General features: G+C 69.7%; 16 protein-coding genes and 1 pseudogene. 10 read left to right on the top strand and 7 right to left on the bottom strand.

What is annotated here, in order from left to right:
- Positions 1-273: 273 nt before the first annotated feature.
- Positions 274-1,048, top strand: a pseudogene (locus ACWGSR_RS32215) (transposase); the annotation flags it as partial.
- Between the two features lie 203 nt (positions 1,049-1,251).
- Here ACWGSR_RS32215 and ACWGSR_RS32210 read toward each other — a convergent pair.
- On the bottom strand, positions 1,252-1,494 hold the full coding sequence (locus ACWGSR_RS32210) for a DUF6411 family protein (RefSeq protein WP_453571890.1): 243 nt from the start codon (positions 1,492-1,494) through the stop codon (positions 1,252-1,254).
- Between the two features lie 242 nt (positions 1,495-1,736).
- Positions 1,737-2,429 (bottom strand): TetR/AcrR family transcriptional regulator, encoded by a 693-nt coding sequence (locus tag ACWGSR_RS32205; protein WP_453571887.1) that lies wholly within the window; start codon positions 2,427-2,429, stop codon positions 1,737-1,739.
- 114 nt (positions 2,430-2,543) lie between these two features.
- Between ACWGSR_RS32205 and ACWGSR_RS32200 the strand changes: the two genes are divergently transcribed.
- The 5 genes from ACWGSR_RS32200 to ACWGSR_RS32180 all read left to right on the top strand — a co-directional run bounded on the left by ACWGSR_RS32200 (position 2,544) and on the right by ACWGSR_RS32180 (position 6,998).
- The gene (locus ACWGSR_RS32200; protein WP_453571884.1) at positions 2,544-3,500 is read left to right on the top strand and encodes an NAD(P)-dependent alcohol dehydrogenase; all 957 of its coding nucleotides are present in this window, start codon (positions 2,544-2,546) and stop codon (positions 3,498-3,500) included.
- A 770-nt stretch (positions 3,501-4,270) separates the two neighbouring features.
- A complete protein-coding gene (locus ACWGSR_RS32195; protein WP_453571881.1) occupies positions 4,271-4,744 on the top strand; it encodes a hypothetical protein in 474 nt (157 codons plus the stop codon).
- A gap of 185 nt (positions 4,745-4,929) precedes the next feature.
- Entirely contained in the window at positions 4,930-5,163 is a 234-nt protein-coding gene (locus ACWGSR_RS32190) for a hypothetical protein (RefSeq protein ID WP_453571878.1), read from the top strand.
- Between the two features lie 622 nt (positions 5,164-5,785).
- Positions 5,786-6,451: a hypothetical protein gene (locus tag ACWGSR_RS32185; protein ID WP_453571875.1), complete on the top strand. Its 666-nt coding sequence runs from the start codon at positions 5,786-5,788 to the stop codon at positions 6,449-6,451.
- 1 nt (position 6,452) lies between these two features.
- Complete coding sequence (locus ACWGSR_RS32180) at positions 6,453-6,998, top strand: hypothetical protein (protein WP_376242331.1); 546 nt, start codon at positions 6,453-6,455, stop codon at positions 6,996-6,998.
- A 232-nt stretch (positions 6,999-7,230) separates the two neighbouring features.
- Here the strand turns inward: ACWGSR_RS32180 and ACWGSR_RS32175 are convergent, their stop codons facing one another.
- Entirely contained in the window at positions 7,231-8,025 is a 795-nt protein-coding gene (locus ACWGSR_RS32175) for an SDR family NAD(P)-dependent oxidoreductase (RefSeq protein WP_453571872.1), read from the bottom strand.
- A 59-nt stretch (positions 8,026-8,084) separates the two neighbouring features.
- On the opposite strand from ACWGSR_RS32175, the gene ACWGSR_RS32170 reads away from it, so the two are divergent.
- The gene (locus ACWGSR_RS32170; RefSeq protein ID WP_453571869.1) at positions 8,085-8,480 is read left to right on the top strand and encodes a MerR family transcriptional regulator; all 396 of its coding nucleotides are present in this window, start codon (positions 8,085-8,087) and stop codon (positions 8,478-8,480) included.
- Positions 8,481-8,622: 142 nt separating this feature from the next.
- Here ACWGSR_RS32170 and tpg read toward each other — a convergent pair whose 3' ends face one another.
- Together tpg and tap are read right to left on the bottom strand one after the other, a co-directional pair.
- Positions 8,623-9,180: a telomere-protecting terminal protein Tpg gene (gene tpg / locus ACWGSR_RS32165; protein WP_453571866.1), complete on the bottom strand. Its 558-nt coding sequence runs from the start codon at positions 9,178-9,180 to the stop codon at positions 8,623-8,625.
- A gap of 12 nt (positions 9,181-9,192) precedes the next feature.
- On the bottom strand, positions 9,193-11,358 hold the full coding sequence (gene tap, locus ACWGSR_RS32160) for a telomere-associated protein Tap (RefSeq protein ID WP_453571863.1): 2,166 nt from the start codon (positions 11,356-11,358) through the stop codon (positions 9,193-9,195).
- A gap of 244 nt (positions 11,359-11,602) precedes the next feature.
- Between tap and ACWGSR_RS32155 the strand changes: the two genes are divergently transcribed.
- Positions 11,603-12,850, top strand: coding sequence for a ParA family protein (locus ACWGSR_RS32155; protein ID WP_453571860.1), 1,248 nt, complete (start codon positions 11,603-11,605; stop codon positions 12,848-12,850).
- On the top strand, positions 12,847-14,112 hold the full coding sequence (locus ACWGSR_RS32150) for a ParB/RepB/Spo0J family partition protein (protein WP_453571857.1): 1,266 nt from the start codon (positions 12,847-12,849) through the stop codon (positions 14,110-14,112). Before ACWGSR_RS32155 ends, ACWGSR_RS32150 begins: the two co-directional genes overlap by 4 nt.
- A gap of 86 nt (positions 14,113-14,198) precedes the next feature.
- On the opposite strand, the gene ACWGSR_RS32145 is transcribed toward ACWGSR_RS32150, so the two are convergent.
- Positions 14,199-14,576, bottom strand: a complete 378-nt coding sequence (locus ACWGSR_RS32145) for a DUF6009 family protein (RefSeq protein ID WP_453571854.1) — start codon at positions 14,574-14,576, stop codon at positions 14,199-14,201.
- A complete protein-coding gene (locus ACWGSR_RS32140; protein ID WP_453571852.1) occupies positions 14,573-16,090 on the bottom strand; it encodes a DNA primase family protein in 1,518 nt (505 codons plus the stop codon). The genes ACWGSR_RS32145 and ACWGSR_RS32140 overlap by 4 nt, the downstream gene beginning before the upstream one ends.
- A gap of 876 nt (positions 16,091-16,966) precedes the next feature.
- Here ACWGSR_RS32140 and ACWGSR_RS32135 point away from each other — a divergent pair.
- The gene (locus ACWGSR_RS32135) at positions 16,967-18,082 is read left to right on the top strand and encodes a bifunctional DNA primase/polymerase (RefSeq protein WP_453571849.1); all 1,116 of its coding nucleotides are present in this window, start codon (positions 16,967-16,969) and stop codon (positions 18,080-18,082) included.
- Positions 18,083-18,121 lie beyond the last annotated feature (39 nt).

Raw genomic sequence — 18,121 nt, 5'->3', positions numbered from 1 at the left:
AAGACAAACTGTCTTCCACCCTTGGCCTGATGCCGCTGAGGCCGACGGGGTGCGACGCGCGGCCAGAGGCGCGAGAGGCGCCCCTGTCCGGTGGCCGGCGCCCCCAGTCCTGCGCCCGGTGACCCCTGTCCGGGCGCTGGCAATTGCCACTTCACACGCTTCTGTGCATTCCCTCGAATGTAACTGGCGCGTGCACCACGCTACTGAACTTGATTGGGTGATGTCGGAGTTGTTCGCCTGACGGCGGCCGGTCCGCTCCGGTAGCCCTGAACCGTGAGACACGCGCGGGGCGGCGGGTTGACCGACGCCGGGAGGGCCGCGAGGGAGCGGGTCCGGCTGCGGGCCGTGGAACGCTTCGGGGCCGGGCAGAAGAACAGGGAGATCGCTGCCGCGTTGCGGGTCAGCGAGCGGTCGGTGGAGCGGTGGCGCCGCCGGTGGCGCGAGCGCGGCGAAGCGGGGGTCCTGTCGGAAGGATCGCCGGGGCGGCCGAAGCTCGGCGACACACGGATCGCGAGGCTGGACAGTCGATGACACCGCCGCGCGCGAGAAGTTGGGGACGCGAGGGCTGCACCCGGTGGTCAGGGCCCGGGGCCGGGGCTCGGGCCGGGTGTCCATGGCCGGGCTGACCTGCTACAAGCCGGGGAAGCGGTCCAGGACGTTCTACTCGGTCCGCGAGTACCGGGGCCGCAAGGGCGAGCCGAAGGGCATCGGCCGGCGCGATCTGCGCGACCTTCTGGTCGGAGCGCACATCCAGCTCGGTGGCCCGATCGTGCTCGTGTGGGACAACCTGCGTATGCACCTGGTCGAGCCACTGCGGGAGTTCATCACCGCCCACGCCGACTGGCTCACCGTCTTCCAGCTTCCGAGCCACACGCCGGACTTGAACCCGCAAGAGGGTATCTGGTCGCTGGTCAAGCGCGACACCGGCGATCTCGCCGCAGCCGACCTCGGCCAGATCACCCGCACCGTCAAGCGCAGACTCAAACGGATCCAGTACCGCCCGGACCTGGTCGACGGCTGCTTGGCCGGCACCGGCCTGATCACGGACGGCGGACCGACATCACGAATTCAAGTTCAGTACTGCCCCGAAGGGCCCGGACCTTGGTCCCGGGCCTGCACTGCCGCGCGGGCCCGGGTCTGTTCGCGATCCAGGAGACCCACGACACCGACGCCAAAAGCCGGGCCCGCCGCAGACGCGCCGCGGCCCGGCTGCCGACGGGAGTCGGGTGCCGGGCCGAAGGGGACGCGGGGTCAGAAGGGCATGTGGCTGCGGGCGCGACGGCCGACGGAGCCGCTCTTGCCGACCGCCTTCGAGCTGCTGCGGAACGGCTTGCTGAAGAGGCGGCCCAGCGGGCCAGGGGCCTTGCCGCCTGCGCGGGAGCCCAGGCCGAGGGTCTTCTTGGTGCCGCGCTCGGGGTGCTTGGAGAGGCGGGGCAGGAAGAACGCCAGAACGGCGAGTACCACGCAGATGGCTATGATTCCGGCGATCATCATGGTCGGACTCCACTTCCTCGGTGGCGCGGTGACGCTTCGTCGTGCGTGACCACGCGTACCCGGCGAACCTTCATTCACGCCCCGGCTGTCAGCTGCACTACGGCGCAGCTAGGTTCTGTCCGGCGCGTGGCAAGGAGGCCCGGAAGCAGTAGGGCGGTGCAGGCACCGTGACGCCGAGCCCACTTCCCCGGCCACCTGCGGCCAGGGAAGTGGCTTGCGTCGCGATAGCTTCGGGCGTCGTCTCAGGACCTGAGGGCGTGGGGGTGGATCTGCTGGAGTCCCATCGGCGCTGCGGGTGGCAGAGGTTCGGCGTGATCGTGAGATCGCATGGACTGCAGGAAGTAGGCGAGCAGTCGCCGGGAGGCGGCCAGGGCGGTCTCCTGCGGCTGCCCCGCCAGGGAGCCGTTGGCCAGGAGCAGAAGGGTGATGTCGGAGGGGTCGAAGTCGGCGCGTAGTTGTCCGGTGTTTTTGGCGCGCTGCACGAGCTTGCTCAGGCCGTCTTCGGCGCGGGCGCGGCGGTGCTCGTAGTCGAGGGTGTCGGGGAAATGAGCGAGGAACGCGCCGGCGAAGCCCCGGTCGACGGCCTGCATGGTGCACACCTTCTCCAGGAGCAGGCGCATCCCGTGCCAGGGGTCGGGGTGGCGCAGGGCATCGTCCAGGGCGGTCGCGCACAGGGTGAGCTGTTCGGTGAAGGCGGCGGTGACGAGCGCGGCGCGAGTGGGAAAGCGCCGATAGAGGGTGGCGACGCCCACTCCCGCGCGGCGGGCGACAGCGCTCAGGGGGACGTCGATGCCCTGTTGTGTGAACGCTTCGCGGGCGGCTTCGAGGATGCGTTCACGGTTATGCCGGGCATCGGCGCGCAGTCCGACGCCCTCTGCGGCGGGATCATCGCCGGACGGCGGCTGGTGTGCTTTGTGAGATGGCTGAGCAGGCATTTCTCTCACTTCGATATAAGTGGAGGATAGCGTCCGTTTAGCGGGTTAGCGTGAATATACCGGCGGACGTAGTCGCTCCGCTCGCCCCCTCAGCACGCGAAACGAGAGAAGATCATGAGTGAGATGCGCGCCGCGCTCTTCGACCGCTACGGGCCCCCGGAGGTCCTGTACGTGGGCAGTATGCCCGTGCCGTCCGTCCGGCCCGATGAGGTGCTGGTACGGGTCCATGCCGTGAGCGTCAACGGCGGTGAGCTGCCCGGGCGGGCCGGGAAGCTACGCCTGGTCACGGGCCGCACCTTCCCGAAGGTGACCGGTATCGATTTCGCCGGTGAGGTCGCCGAGACCGGGTCGTCGGTGACCGGGGTACGGCTGGGGGACCGGGTATGGGGTCTGCTGGGCCGCAAGTCCGGCAGCATGGCCCAGTACGTCGCCGTCCGTCCCCGGCAGATCGCCCCCACCCCGGAGAACCTCACCCTGGTGCAGGCCATCTCTCTGCTGGCAGGTGGGACGACTGCGGTGACCGCTCTGCGCGACAAGGCCGCGCTCAAGTCAGGGGAGCGTCTGCTGGTGCGCGGCGCCGCCGGCGGCGTGGGCAGCGTCGCCGTACAGATCGGCAAACTCCTCGGCGCCCACGTCACCGCGCTGGCCGGCGCCGGGAACCTCGACTTCGTCCGCGACCTGGGCGCGGACGAAGCCTTCGACTACCGGACCACCCACCCCTCCCGTCTGGGCCGCTTCGACGTCGTCGTCGACACCGCCGGAACACGGCAACACATCTACCGCCGGCTCCTCGCCCCCGGCGGACGCATGGTCGCCGTCACCATCGACACCAGCAAGCCCTTCACCAGCCTCGCCCGCATCCTCGCCTCGACCGTCCACGGCACAGGACGCATCCGCGCCTTCAGTGGCAACCCCGACACCGCCCTGCTCACCGAACTCACTCGGCACGCCGAGAACGGCGACATCGTCCCCGTCCTCGACACCGTCCACCCCCTCGAAAAGATCGCTGATGCCCACCGGGCCCTGGAAGCCGGCGGGGTGCGCGGCAAGCACGTCATCCAGATCGCGTAGGCCGGAGAAGCACGGGCGCGGTGCGGTCGTCATGACGGAACGGTTAGCGGCGGAAGAAACGGTGCTGTACCCGGTTTCCACCATCGCGAGTTCACGCCTCACGCTCAGGACGCCGAGGTGCCACCGGCATCCGATCCCTGGTCGGTTCCGGCAGCCGGGCCTGCGGATTCGAACCGTCGGGCGCGTAGCTGTCGCACGGTCCAGGTGACACCTGCGATGACGAGGCCGGCGGACAGGCTCCCGAGGAACTCGGGCAGCGCGGAGATGAGAACGTCGGACACGGAACGGCGGGCACGCCACGACGGAGGCCCTGGCGTGCCGTGCTCCTCTATGCGGGGCGGCGACGGATGTGCTGTGCGCCCGAGCCCCTGGGCGCGTTCTGGGGGAAGGTCTCAGCGCGGGCGTTGTCGACCAAACGGTCGGCTCCAGGCCCATGCGTTCTCCGACCCACGATCATTCTGCCCGGCCGGCCCGCCCCACCGAGGCCGTTCGCCACTTCCTACCGAACTAGACGGAAGGTCCGCTTTTCATCCTGTGTGGGAGGAGAGAGGTACCGCCGTCCCCGAGTACCTGTCCGTGATGCGCGGACAGGAGTGATCTCGTCGGATAACGGCCCAGGGTTGTCCGAGCCGAGAAGCACCGGCCCGTCAGATCACTCGATGAATGCAGAATTCTGACAATTTTCTTCCCGGTCTAGACAGTGAGGTCCCGGGTGGGCATCCTGCGTGGAGACCGGGGAGAACCAGGTAAGGATCTGTCGGAAGGCTCCTATGGAGATCATCATCAAGGGCGCGAGCGAAGAGTTCGCCGAGAAGCTCGTCGCGCTCGCCACTCAGCATCACGCGGAACTGTCCATCAGCACCGTCCAGCCGGGCTGGACCGTCGACCGAGCCGAGCGTTATCTCCGTTCCCTGACCGCCAGCGGGCGCCGGATGGCCCAGATGGTCATCGTCGACGGCGACGGCTACCTCGAAGCCGACAAGTTGCGCAGCGAACTCGGCAAGCTCAACGGCCCGTCCAACTCCCTGAAGCGAGCCGTTGATCGTGGCGTCCGCAAGGACTGGTGGCCGGAGGGGACCCCGGCCCCCATCACCCCCGTGTCCAACCCCACCAACCCCTCCTGGCACCAGAACATCGCCTACCGGATGGACCAGGAACTCGTCCCCGTCTTCCGTCAGGCGCTCACCAGAGCCATGGGCTTCCCGCCGGCGGACAACGATGAGGACGACGACCAGCAGCCGTAAGCCTCCCATTCCATCGACATCCCCTCCCCCGGGCGAATCGCGGATGGCCTCGCCGTACCGCGCAAGGAGCAAGAGGGCGACCAGGAGGCACACCGAGACCTCCGCGACCACTCCCCCGGGTACGAGAAGCCTGTGATGCAGACCGACAACGCCCAATACCTCGAACTCGCCGCCCGGTCCGGTCGGTGACCACGCATCTCCCGATCATGGAGTCCGACCGCTGGTCGGCCTCGGTGGAGGCTTTCACCCCTGACCTCGGCCTGCCACTCGCGTCCGTGGACCTCGGGGACTACGCCAGCAGGACCGAGGCGGCCCGCGAGACGGCACACCGCGACGGACGGGTCGACGGCTGCGCTCCCCGAGGGCGGGCCGCGGCCCGCCGACTGCCGGAGCAGGCGGCACACAGTGCTGCAAGGTGATCTCCCCAAAGTGCTACGCCCCTTCAACCAAGGGGCACCGCGCCGTGAACGAGGAGGTGGCACCTTCGTCCGGGTGAGTCCCAGCAAGCTGGGACCGAAGCAGCGTGGTTGATGCCGGGAAGTGGTTGCCGTGCATACGTGGCGCACGCCTGCCTACGTGGACGCATCGTCGTGGCTGACTGTCGGTGGTGCGGGTTCAGGAGGGTGGGAGAGCGCTGACCCCGGGGAAAACCTGCTGGTAGTGGACCTGTACCAGCGTCGGGGAACGCAAGGGGGCTGGTGTCTGCGAGTCGTACCCGTGTGGCTTCGGGTTCATGGAGCGGCAGGTGCAGAGGACGTTCTAGATGTTGACCGACCACGTTTCCGCTGGTCAGAGCCTTGCTGGTTGGGAAAAACTTATGTCTCGGGGTCAAAACACCCCCCACTGACATGCCTGTGGAAGCAAGGTCGCCCGTGAAAATTGCGACCTCTATGCGCAATCTTGCGACGCCGGAAGAACCTTGCTTCTCCAGTCATAGAACATCGGCGCAACGCGCACATGGGTCGCGTCGTTGCTATGCATGTGCGCAATCGATACTGTGCGCTTCGTCTAGGTATCGATCATCAGGAGTGTCAGGAACCCATGCCCGCATCCGCTCCCGGAGATCCACGGCGTTCTCCGCGGACAGCACCACGCGCCCCCAGCGTCAACAGCCCCTTCGCGGTCGGCGCACTCCGCCCACGCGCCAACACCGTCGAGCTCCCCCCGGGCCACCGGGCAGAGATCACTCAGGAACGCGTCTCCGCCCAGTTCCTCGGCAAGTACTTCGCCCAGGACAGCCTCGACTTCCTGATGTGGCTCGCCCAGTACTACTGGAACGACCTCACAGGCCTGCGCGTCGTGCTCTACCTGATGGGCAGCCAAGAGGTCGGCGGCATCGTCAAGCGCACCCAGCGCAGGATCGCCACCGATCTGAAGCTGTCCGACGAAGCGGTTTCCCGCGCCATGACCAAAGCCCGGAAGATGGGTCTCGTCCATACGGTCTCCCGCGGCCGCCACCAACTCCAGCCCACCGTGACCCTCCGCGGCGGCTACGTGACCGTCGACACCCCTGTCCGGGGAGCCGCAGCGAAGCGGACGACCGTCAGGATCGAACAGCTCAGCCTGCTCAACGAGCTGGTCCTCGACGATCAGGTCCCGGAGGTGTTCCGGGAGATGGCAATGCCCGACGCCACGCTCCCACCGCCGTCTCCTCGACCCTCCAAGGAACCCAAGACCAGCCCCAGTACCCAGCAGCCGGAGGAGTGAGATGATCACAGCAACCTCTGTAAGCCCCGAACCACCCGAGCTGACCTACGGCTCGCTGAACGGCTTCGCTTATCTGCCGGCCATGCCAGGCATCGCGTACCGCGTCCTGACCAAAGTCGTCGGCATCCAGGAGCCCGGCGGACGCTGCATCATCACCGAGAACGAGCTCGCCGAGATGCTCAACGTTCATCGGTCGCTGGTCGGACGCGGATTCCAGTGCCTGGGTTACGCCCGACTCGTCTTCCGGCAGGCCAAGGGCGTCTACCGCCTCAATCCCATGATCAGCGGCTACCGCACCGTCGCCGACCAGCTCGCGGCCATCAACGAGATGGACCCCGAAGACCGGCTCGACATCGACGACTACCAAGAACGCTACGACCAGGCCGTCGCCGAGGCAGAGGAAGAGCGCCGCCGCCGTGCCGCCGCCCGCAAGAAGTCCCAGGGCACGGCCCCGACGGAATCCGCCGAGACCGACTCCGTGGAGGACCCCGCGGTCCTCGACTTCGCCGCCGCCAGAAGGACAAGGCGCAGGAGCGGCAAGAAGTAACACGGGAAACACTGAGGCCCCTGCCTGAGCAGGGGCCTCAATGCGTCTAGATATCGCCGTCAGAGTACTGCCTCCACCGCGATAGCACCATCTCGATCTTCAACCATCCGTGTCCGAACGACCCACCTGAGGTGTGCGTGCCGAGGGGACGATTGCGACGTGATCGCCACTTTGGTCTCCTGCGGCCGGCGCAACCTGCCGTAGGAGACCTCCGTCCACCGGGCGGAGGCGGTCATTCGCCGAGGCCCTGACCGAACCCGCCGTCCACGGGCAGTTCCATGCCCGTGGTGAAGGTGGCCTCGGCGGCGAGGTACAGCGCGGCGGCGACCTCTTCCACCGTGCCTCCTCGGCCCATCGGCGTGGAGGCGTTGCCCTGTTCGACGAACTCGGCGCGTTGCTCGTCGGTCAGTTCGGCGACGCCCATGGTGGGGGTGAGGATGAAGCCGGGGGCGATCGCATTGACGCGGATCTTGCGGGGGAGCAGTTCGGCGGCGAGCACCTTCATGAAGGCGGCGACGGCCTCCTTCGCCCCGGAGTAGGCGCTGAGACCGGGGAAGATGCGGTCGTTGGAGACGGTGGTGAACACGATCGAACCGCCCTCGGACATCAGCGGCGCCAGTCGCTGGACTGTGAAGAAGGCGCCCTTGGCGTTTACGTCGAAGACGCGGTCCCATGATTCTTCTGTGACCTCTTCGAGCGTCTGGAACTCGGCGATGCCCTGGTTGACGAACAGGTAGTCGATACCGCCGAGGCGGTCGGCGACCTGATCGCGCAGGGCGGCGATGGCGTTGATGTCGGTGGCGTCTGAGCGCACCGGGTGGGCCAGCGGGGTGCCGAGCGCTGCCTGGACCTCGGCAAGCCGCCGGTCGCTGCGTCCGGTGTACATGACGTCGGCACCGCGGTCGGTCAGGGCCTGGACGATGGCCCGGTCCATGCCGATGGTGCCGCCGGTGACGACAGCCCTCTTACCTGCCAGGGCCTTCGGATCGATGGTTGAACGTCCCTGGTCGCTGCGGTTCGTTGCCATGGCAGGTAAGCTAAACCTTGACGTCAATGTCAGAGTCAAATCTCTGTGGCGGGAGTCACATGTTCATCGGTGAGCTGTCGAAGCGGACCGGCGCCAGCACCAGGAGCCTGCGGTACTACGAGCAGCAGGGGTTGCTGCGACCGCAGCGGCGGGCCAGCGGCTACCGCGAGTTCGACGAGTCCGATGTGGCCGCCGTGCGCCGGGTCCGCATCCTGCTCACGGCCGGGCTCAATACCGACTTGATCCGGGAGGTGCTGCCCTGCATGGCCGAAGAGGGAGCCATCCTGGCGCCGACCTGCGAGGAGATGGCTCAGGACCTCAAGGACGAACGCGAGCGCCTGAACCGGTCCATCGAACAGCTCCAGGACGCCAGCGCCATGCTCAGCTCAATCATCCACGCAGGCGAAGCGATCGCCGCCGGGACCGGCCGCAACGACCCTTCCACCAGCCGATGAAGCCGCTGCTCGACGCCTTCTGCACCACCCAGGTCGCTCGAACCGCCGACACCGTCCGCTCAAGTCGCCAACTCGGGCGCTCACTCGCCGACTGACGTACTCAGGCACACCTCCGTCGCACAGAGCGGCCCCGGCGCGGCCCCTACAGGTCGAACTCCAGGTGCTCGACGTTCGTGAAGCGGACCTCCTCCAGGCTGCCCGCGCGGCGGCCGCCGTCCTGGAAGTACACCTCTCTGATTCCTTCGGCGGTGATCTCCTGGAGGCGCTGGTCGCCGGCGCCGGCGTCCTGGGCGTCGAAGAGGCGGGCGGCGTAGTGGGGTGGCAGTGCCACGGTCAGGTGGCGGATGCGGTCTTCGTCCGTCGTGCCGATCGGGGCGGTGTAGCCCATGCGGGCGCGGGTGTCGATGACGATGCCGCCGGTCGTGGCCGCCTTCTGCCGGGCCCTGGCCCGGACCTGGGGCTGCCAGCGCTTCTTCACCTCGCGCTCCAGGCGCGCGGCGAGGTCCGGGCGGGGCTTCTTGATCTGGCCCTTCACGTACCGTTCCACGGTGCGCTGGGAGACCCGCAGCAGCTGCGCGACCGCCTTGGTGCCGCCGAGCTGCTTGACCAGGTAGCGCATCTGCGCGCCGGCCGACTTCGGCGCGGGGCGGGTGAACGCCTTCTGCACCGCCTTCTCCAGGCCGTCCCCGAACAGGCTCATCGTGGCCTTCTCCTACTCTCCGTTGTCGACGTCGGTGACGGTGCCGTCCTTGATGTACCGGGCGAGGTTGAGGTCCGGGGCGTCGAAGCGCTCGCGGACCTCCTCGCCCCACAGGACGGTCTGGGTGCCCTCGTGCTTCACCAGGCCGGGGTTGATGCCGAGCTTGAAGCCGCCGGGCAGCGGCTTGCCCTGACGGTAGGGCAGGAAGTCCAACGGCGATTCGCCGTCGGCCGCGTACACGACGCAGTCGGACAGGATCGCGATCGGGTACTGCCCGGTGAACGACGCGTGCTTGACGATCTTCCGGTGGAGGTTGATCCGGGTGCGGGAGATGACGGCCGCGCGGATGTCCGGCCGCCACGTCGGGCGGGACAGGGCGCGCCACGGCTCCCCCGGCCGCCAGCCCTCGCCGCGCGGGCGCTCGCGCAGCTTGCCCAGGCCGCCCTTGACCGTCGCCTTGATCGCCGAGGCGACGACGGCCAGCTCCGGATCGCGGCCGCGGTGGCCGTCCATCGCGGCGAGGAACTCCTCCGGCGACAGGTCGGCGCCGACGCCCAGGTCGGCCATCGTGGCGAGGTAGGCGTCGCGCAGCCGGTTGTACCAGCCGTCCAGGTACCGGCCGTTCTCGTACCGTACGTACGCCTCCAGCGGAGCCACGTCGTACCCGAGCTCCACCGCGTACGCGACGGTCGGCGTCGCGTACCAGGCCGGTCCCCCCGGGCGGTCGCCCTTCGGCGTGAACGGGCTGGGCAGCAGGTCGCCGTCCAGCTCCACCCACTTGTCCTTGGCGACCTTCACGTGCGACAGGTCGACGTGGGAGAGGTCGACCAGCCAGCTTCCCGGCAGCTTCGGGTCGAATACGGGGTTCCTGACGCGGGTGGGTGCCCCGAGACCGACGACCAGGCCGTTGGCTCCGGCGGCGAAGGCCATGTTGACGTCGATGCCGACCAGGTGGCGCAGGGTGCACTCGGCGTCCGTCATCGGCCGCGCCCAGTCGTACGCCTCCTCGAAGAGCTTCTCCGCCGGGCCGCGCACGTGGAAGCGCGGCAGGTCCCTGAGCAGGGGGTGCCCGTCCGGGGCCTCGCAGGGCGCGCAGTCCACCGGGTCCTTGCCCAGGGAGGCGGGGTTGCGCTCGGAGTGCCGCTTGCCGTCCGCGTCGGGCTCCGAGGCGCGGGTCGGCGGGTGCAGGGCGGTCATCAGCTCCAGGCCGGTCACCGCGGTCGAGCCACGCGGCGTCATCACGCGGGAGGCGTACACGCCCAGGACGCGGGCGAGCTCCGCCGGCGGGAGCTGTCCCACGCTCCCCCAGTGCCGGGTGTCGAGGGCGTGCCAGGACGGGATGCAGAGCTGCACGCAGGCCCGTTCCGAGCCGGTGGCCGGGCGGTAGATCCGTGCCCACGGCCCGAAGCCGCGTTTCGTCAGCTTCCACTCCGCGCGGGCCAGCTGCTTGACGACCTTGTGGCTCTCGGGGATCCGGCCGGCGAGCCGCTCCTCCTCGGTGAGGGCGACGGGGAGGCCGTAGCGCTTCAGCGCGGCCTCGGTGAGAACGAGGAGCGGGTCGGCGTCCTTGCCCGGCCCGGACAGCTTGGGCTGGCCGAGCCTGCCCTCGCGCAGCGTCCACTCCACCAGTGAGGGGAGCGACTTGGCCGGGATCTCCAGGAGGAGGCCGCCCGGGCAGTACGCCAGTGCCTGGCCGGTCTCGTCGACGTCGACGACGGCGAGCGGGCCGTTCGCGAACCGTGCGTCCGCCCTGTCGGGCGTGCCGGGTGTGCGGGGCGCAGAGGTGTCGGCCGGGGGTGTCCTCCGGGGGGCCGGAGGAGGGTTGGTGAGGACGGGGGTGGGTCGGGGCTGCGTTTCCCGAGCCGGGCGTGTGTGAGCCGTCTCCGCTTCCGGGGCCGGGTCCGGGTCCGGTGTCTCCGTGGGGGGAGTGTCGGTATCGGCGGGGTAGAGCTTCGCGAGGCCGTCGAGGAGGCGTGCGTACGCGTCGCGCTCCGGCGGGCGCGGCTCGGTCCTGCCGGACTCCCAGGCGCTGACCGTGGCCCGGCGTACCTGGAGTGCGCTCGCCACCTCGTCGATCGTCAGGCCGTGCGCGCTGCGCAGACGCTTGCGTTCCGTCGGCGGCGGGAGCGGGGCGCGGGACGCGAGCAGGGCGTCGACCGCGTCGAACAACTCGGACATGGAACACCTCCGGGCCGACACCTTACCTGGTGAAACGTACATATCGCGTACGTTCGGCGTACGAAACGCGTGCATGGGGAGTGGGCGTGTGCTGTGGGGTTCCGGGGTTATCACGGCGTGATAGGTCGGCGAGGGCCGGAGCGGGGTGAGGGGTTATCACGGCGTGATAACCCGAGAGGAGTTCGTAACCTTCCTAACGCGTCAATGGCAGAAGTTGATCTCAGTCGTTAGTAGGGTGACGTCCATGACGTCACTCGAAACGGGCGGCGACCGGGAGAAGGTCGTCACCAAGCTCACCAGCACCCTCCGGCAGGACCTCAAGGTCCGGGCCGCTCTCCACGGTCTCGACATGCAGAACGCCGTCGAAGCCGGGATCACCGCCTGGCGCGGTCTGGGGTCGAACCTGGCCGCCGTCGACACCGCCGGTGCGGAGACCTACTCCACCTTCCTTCCCGCCGGGCTGTGGGACGGCTTCCGCGACGACTGCAAGAGTCGTGGGGTCTCCCTCACCCAGGGCATCGCCCAGGCCGTCGCCCTCTGGCTCGACAACAACCCCGTCCCCGAGGCGAAGCGGCCCGCGATGGTCCGGCGCGTCATCGTCTGCAACCAGAAGGGCGGTGTGGGCAAGACCGCCATCACCGCCGGGCTCGGTGAGGCCCTCGCCGAGAACGCGGCCGAGCTCGTCCCCGTCCGGGTCTCCAAGCACTTCGCCGCGCTGCTCGAAGCCGACGACCGCCCCGAGGATCCCCTCGCCCTGGAAGACCTTCCCGGGCTCGGTCAGCGTGTTCTGCTCGTCGACTTCGACCCGCAGGGCCACCTCACCAAGCAGCTCGGCCACGAACTGCTCCCCATGGGCGGGGACTCCCTCACCAACCACATGGCCGGCGAGGGCAAGGGCGAACTGGCCGATCTGGTCGTCTCCGTCGAGGAGGACCGCTTCGGCGACCGGCTGGACCTCCTGCCCGCCTGCACCGACGCCTTCCTCCTCGACGTCCGCCTCGCCTCCGTACGGGCCCGTGAGGCCGCCCTCGAACGTGCCCTGCGCGCCGTCGAGGCCGACTACGACGTCATCGTCGTCGACTGCCCCCCGAGCCTCGGCCTCAGCATGGACGCCGCGTCGTACTACGGACGCCGCCGCGACAACGAGGAGACCGGCAACTCCGGCGTCCTCATCATCGTCCAGGCCGAGGACAGCAGCGCCGACGCCTACGGCCTGCTGACCGCGCAGATCGAGGACATGCGCGGCGACCTCGCCCTCGACATCGACTACCTCGGCCTCGTCGTCAACCACTACGACGCCCGCCGCGGGTACATCGCGACGTCCTCCCTCCAGTCCTGGATGGACATAAAGGATCCGCGTGTCGTCGGCGTCATCGGTGACCTCAAGGAGCAGAAGGAGGCCGTCCGCGCCAAGCGGCCCCTCCTCGCCTACGCACCCCGGTGCGAGCAGTCCGTCGCGCTCCGCGCCCTCGCCCGGGAGATCAGCAAGTGAGCAAGGCCAAGAACCTCGGGGCCGGATCCTCCTTCGCGCAGGCCCGTCCCATCAGTGCCCGCCGGGCCGCCATCGGTGCGGCCACGGCCGCGCCCACCGAGGGCGTTCCCGACCCCACGGAGCTTCCGCTCGGTCTCATCAGCCAGAACCCGGACAACCCGCGCGAGGAGCTCCGCGATCTCGAAGGGCTGGCCGACAGCATCCGCGAGATCGGTCTCGTCAACTCCATCACCGTCGCCACCGTCGACTCCTATCTGGCCGAGCGGCCCGAACGGGCCGAGGACGTGGACGAGGGGGCGCGGTACATCGTCGTCGACGGCCACCGCCGGCTCGAAGCGGCGCGGCTTGCCGGTGCCACCGTGATCCGGGTCAGCGTCAACAACCACCTCGTCGCCACCGACGAGGCCCTGCTCGAAGCCGCGTTCGTGGCCAACGTCCACCGCGACGACATGAACCCGATCGAGCAGGCCCACGCGCTGAAGAAGCTCGTGGAGTTCTACGGCTCGCAGAACAAGGCCGCGAAGCGCCTCGGCATCGGCCAGTCGACCATCTCCTCCAAGCTCTCGATCCTCGACCTGGACCACGGACTCCAGGCCGATCTCGTCGAGGGGCGCCGGACGATCGAGCACGTCCGCAATCTGTCCAAGCTGCCTCCCGAGCAGCAGCGGGCGAAGGCCGACGCACGGGCGGAGGCGGCGGAGCAGAGGTCCGCCGCCAAGCGCGACCTATCACGGCGTGATAACCCGCCGGTCGTTCACGAGGTGGCGGTCTCGGGTGGGGGCGGAACCACGGACGGGAGCGTCTTGAGTGGGGGTGCCTCGGGAGAGAGCGTCTCGGGTGGAGGCGTCTCGGGTGGGGGCGTCTCGGGAGATGGTGCCGCGGACGGGGGAGCCGTGGACGGGGGAGCCGTCGACCTATCACGCCGTGATAACCCGGTGGGCGACGACCGTGGGTCCCTCGTGGACGAGGTGCCCGCGCCCAGGAGTGCGCAGGAGGCTCCGGCTGCTCCGGCGGTGCCGGTCGTCGCTCCGGTGCCGGCCGTTCCCGAGGTGCCGCTGCACGACGGCGTGGCGCTGATGGACATGGCCTTCGACCGCCTCGGCCCGGGGCAGCGCAGTGCGTTCATCCAGCACTACTTCAAGCGCAGTACGGGGGTGGGGGCCGTCATCGCGGACATGCGGGGGGACCTCGCCGTGCAGGACCGGAACTCGCTGGCGGCCATCCTGGAGCAGGTCGCCGCGGGTCTCCGTGAAGGCGCGTAGGACGGCACCACGGAACCGGCGATGCCTTCGTCCCCCGGTGGGGGAGGGGCATCGCCGGCGCCGGGGCGGGCGGGGCGTCCCCGTCCCTACGTGAGCAGACGGGGGGCGTCGGTGCCCTTGGAGCGCTGGGTCTTGCTGCCCTTGGCGCCGGGCGCGAGGGTGCGGGGGTCGACCGCTTCGGCCGGTGCCCCCGTCGCGTACAGGCCCTCGGGGTCGTTGTCCCGGTCGTGGGGGAGCAGCCAGAAGACGCGGCGGCGGAACGTGCCCGAGGAACGGGACGCCTTGGCCTGCGGGCTGAGCTGGGCGTAGCCGATCATCCGCCCGTCGCGGTGGTAGGCGGGCCTGCCCCGCCGGGTCGGGAGGCGGTCCAGGCTCTGCCGGACGTAGTCGAGGTCCTCGACGTTCTCGAGCCAGACGAGCTCGGATTCGTCGCGGATCTCCTCGTCGGTGATGAGGGAGCTCATGTGGTCTCCTCGTCCGCGAGCACCGCCATGCCGATGCCTGGGTAGTACTTGCGGGAGTTGGACAGGATCATTTCCTTGGGCGAGGCCAGTCCGACGAGCTCCCGTGCCCGTGCCGCGAAGGCCCGGGAGGAGATGGCGGGCGCGCCTTCATTCTGGCACCAGCTCCGGTAGGCGGCGTACAGGCTCGCCTGTTCCGCCCGGTGGTCCGGGTTGAGCAGACAGCACTCCTCGAAGAAGCGACCGGTGTGGTCCTCCGTCTCGGCGTACGCGGTGGTGGCGATGCGGACGCGCTCGGGGCCGGTGAGGTCCCGGTCGCCGGCGAGGTAGCGGCGGGAGCCGTCGATGAGCCAGTTGAGGATTCCGGGGCCCTCCTCCGTGACGAGCAGATCGGCCAGGTTGTCGATCTTCCGGTCGTCGGAGACGACCCTCTCGAAGGGGAGCAGGCGGATGCGGCGCCAGAAGGCGAAGCCGCCGGTGTTGACCTCGGGGCGGTGGTTGCCCAGGAGCCAGAGCTTGTGCGTCGGCTCGAAGCTGAAGAAGTCCTGGCGCATCCGGCGGGCCTTGATGCGGTCGCCGCCCGTCAGGAGTTTGACCCGGGCCTCGTCGAAGCGGTCGCCGGGCTTCACCTCGCTGCAGACGATGACGCGTCGTCCGTGCAGTTCGGCCAGGTCCGTGGGGTGGCCTTCGTACGGCCGGGCCATCAGGAAGCCGGGCGGCGCCGCGTCGGCGTAGTCGCCCAGGAGCTTCAGGAGCACGTCCAGCAGAACCGATTTTCCGTTCTTGCCGGAACCGAAGAGGAAGGGCATCACCTGTCCGCCCACGTCGCCGGTGATCGAGTACCCGAGGAGCACCTGGAGGAAGTCGATCATCTCCGCGCCCTCGGCGTCCTCGCCGAAGGTGTCGGTGAGGAACCGGAGCCAGCGGGGGGTGGGCATGGCCCGGGGGCTGACGGACGTGGAACGGGAGTGGAAGTCCTTGTCCGAGGCGGCGGGCCGGACCGCGCCGGTGCGCAGGTCCACGATCCCCGCCGGGGTGCACAGGGCGTACGGGTCGGCGTCCAGGGAGGCGGCGTTGAGGACCATGCCCGGGGCGGACTTCGCCTGCGTCAGCATCGCGTTCATGCCGCCGGTGCTCAGGGCGCGGCGGCGGTGCTGGCGCATGGCCGTGTCCGTGTACACGCCCCGCGGGTCGGTGACGGCGATGTTCTCCGCCAGGTCGCCGGCGGCCCACAGGACCGTGTCGTCCTCGTCGATCTGCCAGCGGGTGGTGTCCCAGCGGTACCAGCCCAGGCCGGGCACGTGCCGGTAGTCGTGGGAGTAGAGCCTGGCGAAGAGCTTGGCGTTGCCGCGGTCGCTGAGGGTGTCGGGCAGCAGGCCCGTCGGGCCGGCGTGCTCCCCGGGCGGCCGGGGCGCGCCGGGGGGCGCCTGCTGGGGAGGAGCGTCGGAGAAGTGGGCCAGGATCTGCGCGGCCACCGCCTGGGCGTCGAAAAGTTTGTCGTCGGGACCGACAGTCATACGTCCCCCCTGGAGCCCCTCGGGCGTGCGTGGCCGATGCTTGGGGAACAGCCGTGAGTGACCGATCCCGCCGGAGGGGGGACGGATCCGGACTGGGGCGCGCAGGAAGAGGGAACCCGCTGATCCGGTTCGGTTCCCCGACGGCCCGGGGCGGGACGGCCTCCGTGGGAGAACCGACCGCGCCAGGGCTGCCTTAAGTCGCTGCGCGGAAAACGCAGTTCACCGGCCATGTTCTTCCCCCACCAGCGACCGAAGCGACTCATCAATGACATGAACAGTACCGAAGGCAGATCACGACGTTCGGGATCCTACAGAAAAAAACCGTCCGGTCTGTCAGAATCAAGTTCGAGCCAATCATTGCTACCCCGGTGGACGCAACCCGCTGGCCGAGGGGCGTGCAGCGACCCAAGAGACCCAGGCGCGTACGTCCGGCCCGGAGCGACCCGGGAGGGAAGGCCCGGTCGGGGCGGAGCCGGGGAGAGCGACTGTGGGCGAGCGACCGGAGCGCTTCGGGTAGCTCCCGGACCGGGGGAGGAAATCCCAGGTCAGGGGGTTGGGTGGGACTTCTCGGCGACTCAAGCGACCGAAGCTTCGGGTATATGAGGGTTCCCTGTGTGCGCGTGCGCGTCATACATAGGGAGACTCAGTCGCTTCAGTCGCTTTCTGAGGGTGTTCACCCTTCCGACCTGCGGTTTTCCCGGCGACCCGAGCCGTCCGGCGGAGAGAGCCGGGTCGCTTGACCCCGCCTCCGGTAGCTGGTTCCCTCTCAGGACATGAGCGAGGAGGCGTTTTTCCCGAGGAGTTCACCCGCTCCCCGGGTGTTCGGAACGTCCTGTGCACGAGGTCCGGTCGCTTCGGTCGCTGCCAGGAGTCGCCATGCCCGCTGAACTGGGCTTTCCCTCCAGCGACTCAGGAGCTGCCGCTCGGGCGCCCGTACCGGCCGCCCCTTCGGTCACTGCGCGGTGGTGTGCCCGGCAGGGCTGGCCGGTCCTCCCGCTGGCCCCCGGCCGCAAGACGCCCGCGGCCAACTGCGAGGCCTGCCGCGAGCCGGGCCACCGCTACGAGGCCTGTCCCTGCCCCGAGGCCGGCCGCTGGTGCCACGGCTTCCGGGCCGCGACCCTCGACACCGCGCGCATCGACCGCTGGTGGGGCGGCGACGCACGCTTCGGCGTCGGCGTCGCCTGCGGTCCCGCGGGGCTCGTCGTGATCGACGTCGACGCGCATCCGGACCGCGAACCGCCCGCCCGGGACCGCCTGCTGCCGGGCATCGGGATCGACGAGCGGGTCGACGTGGCCGGCATCGCCACCGGCTTCCACACCCTCGCGGTGCTCGCCGCGCTCAGGGGCCGCCCCAGTCCGGCGGAGGACACGACGACCCTGCGCGTACGGACGCCCTCGGGCGGGATGCACATCTGGTACCGGGTCACCGACGGGCGCCGCTGGCAGTGTTCGACCGGCTCGACCGGAGGCCGCGCCCTGGCCTGGCAGGTCGACGTACGGGCCCACGGGGGCTACATCATCGCCCCGGGCACCACCACGGCCGCGGGCACCTACACCGCGCTCGGGGAGGCCCGCAGGCCCGCGCCGCTGCCCGGATGGCTGGCCGCCGAGCTCGAACGCACCGGTCACGCCCCCGTCGAACGGGCCGCTCCCGTCCGGCAGGTCGTACCGCCCAGGGCGCGTCGGGCCGTCGTCGCGGCGGGCGGCGGGCGCGACCCGGCCGAGCGGGTCCTCGCGGGCGTCCTCGCCGAGGTCGCCGCCTGCGGCGCGGTCGCCGAGGGAGCCGGCTTCACCGACAGGCTGAACCGGGCCGCCTACACCGCCGGGGGCCTGGTCGCCGCCGGCCATCTGTCCTCCGAGGAGGCGTACGAGGCGCTCCGCCGGACCGCCGAGGCGGCCCGTCCCGGCCAGGAGGCGAGGGTGGACCGGATCGTCAGGGGCGGCCTGGCGGCTGGTGCCGTGCGGCCGCTGCACCTCCGTGCCCGCTCGTGACGCGAGCGGGAGACCGGCGGACGGACCCGTGTTGCAAAG

The organism is Streptomyces sp. NPDC055632, assembly GCF_053618675.1.
Note: the sequence above shows the minus strand (reverse complement) of the source record. Positions and strands in the feature narration are given on the sequence as shown.

Coding starts and splice junctions, on each gene's coding strand:
- ACWGSR_RS32210 (WP_453571890.1), bottom strand. CDS start 1,494: ATGATGATCGCCGGAATCATAGCCATCTGCGTGGTACTCGCCGTTCTG.
- ACWGSR_RS32205 (WP_453571887.1), bottom strand. CDS start 2,429: ATGCCTGCTCAGCCATCTCACAAAGCACACCAGCCGCCGTCCGGCGAT.
- ACWGSR_RS32200 (WP_453571884.1), top strand. CDS start 2,544: ATGAGTGAGATGCGCGCCGCGCTCTTCGACCGCTACGGGCCCCCGGAG.
- ACWGSR_RS32195 (WP_453571881.1), top strand. CDS start 4,271: ATGGAGATCATCATCAAGGGCGCGAGCGAAGAGTTCGCCGAGAAGCTC.
- ACWGSR_RS32185 (WP_453571875.1), top strand. CDS start 5,786: ATGCCCGCATCCGCTCCCGGAGATCCACGGCGTTCTCCGCGGACAGCA.
- ACWGSR_RS32180 (WP_376242331.1), top strand. CDS start 6,453: ATGATCACAGCAACCTCTGTAAGCCCCGAACCACCCGAGCTGACCTAC.
- ACWGSR_RS32175 (WP_453571872.1), bottom strand. CDS start 8,025: ATGGCAACGAACCGCAGCGACCAGGGACGTTCAACCATCGATCCGAAG.
- ACWGSR_RS32170 (WP_453571869.1), top strand. CDS start 8,085: ATGTTCATCGGTGAGCTGTCGAAGCGGACCGGCGCCAGCACCAGGAGC.
- tpg (WP_453571866.1), bottom strand. CDS start 9,180: ATGAGCCTGTTCGGGGACGGCCTGGAGAAGGCGGTGCAGAAGGCGTTC.
- tap (WP_453571863.1), bottom strand. CDS start 11,358: ATGTCCGAGTTGTTCGACGCGGTCGACGCCCTGCTCGCGTCCCGCGCC.
- ACWGSR_RS32155 (WP_453571860.1), top strand. CDS start 11,603: ATGACGTCACTCGAAACGGGCGGCGACCGGGAGAAGGTCGTCACCAAG.
- ACWGSR_RS32145 (WP_453571854.1), bottom strand. CDS start 14,576: ATGAGCTCCCTCATCACCGACGAGGAGATCCGCGACGAATCCGAGCTC.
- ACWGSR_RS32140 (WP_453571852.1), bottom strand. CDS start 16,090: ATGACTGTCGGTCCCGACGACAAACTTTTCGACGCCCAGGCGGTGGCC.
- ACWGSR_RS32135 (WP_453571849.1), top strand. CDS start 16,967: ATGCCCGCTGAACTGGGCTTTCCCTCCAGCGACTCAGGAGCTGCCGCT.